General features: G+C 44.7%; 1 pseudogene. It reads left to right on the top strand.

The features are described 5' to 3' along the window. A pseudogene (locus HMPREF0673_RS00170) lies at positions 1-846 on the top strand (ParB/RepB/Spo0J family partition protein); the annotation flags it as partial.

The following is an 846-nucleotide window of genomic DNA, read 5'->3' as shown; positions in this document are numbered from 1 at the left end:
CGTAGTAGAACGTCTTACCGCCATGGGTTACGAAGTGGAAAGCCTTAACTATTATGCAAAGGCATATCCCGAACAGCCCGAAGCACCCCGAAAAGATGAGTACGACACCACCGAAGAATACGAACAGGCACAGAGCGAGTTCGAACAGGATTTGAACGATTACACGGAAGAATGCGAAGAAATCCGTACCCGAAGTGAAGCAGGTGAAATCATCCTTTATTTCCGTATTGAGAGCAAGGACATCGTACTCTGTTATGTTCCGAAAGTTACCTGTACTACCAATGACACAAAACAGGAGCAGACGCTTTCACCGGTAGAGAAGTTGGAAAAGCAAGACAAACGCAACAAGGAAATTGCCCTTGAAAAGACTGTAGAGGACACAAAAAAACAGATTTTGGAGGTTGATATGTCCGATTGCAAGTTTGGGCAAGACGAGGACAAGATGATTTATTTCTTCTTGCTATCATCCCTCCGCAAAGAGCATTTCGAAGCGGTAGGTATCGAGGGAAAAAAGCCTTATTCCTACCTTACAGATGAAGAAAAGATAAACATCATTGCCAACCTCACGAGCAAGCAGAAAGCGATTATTCGCAGGGATTTTCTAATTGCTAATTTCAAGAACGCATACGGCAACAATGCCACTGCATCCCTCTTGCTTGACTTCGCACAAAAACATATGCCCGACCTGTTGGCAGACATCAAGAACGGACATAATGAAGTGTATGAGAAGCGTCACCAACGTATCGAAGAGAAAAAAGCCGTTCTTTTGGTGCAGGAACAAGCAAAGCAGGAAGCGGAGCAATCTGACAAACAGCAATCCGAAGTAGGGATGCAGACCGAAGAACA

This window comes from Leyella stercorea DSM 18206, assembly GCF_000235885.1.
Taxonomy (GTDB): Bacteria; Bacteroidota; Bacteroidia; order Bacteroidales; family Bacteroidaceae; genus Prevotella; species Prevotella stercorea.
Note: the sequence above shows the minus strand (reverse complement) of the source record. Positions and strands in the feature narration are given on the sequence as shown.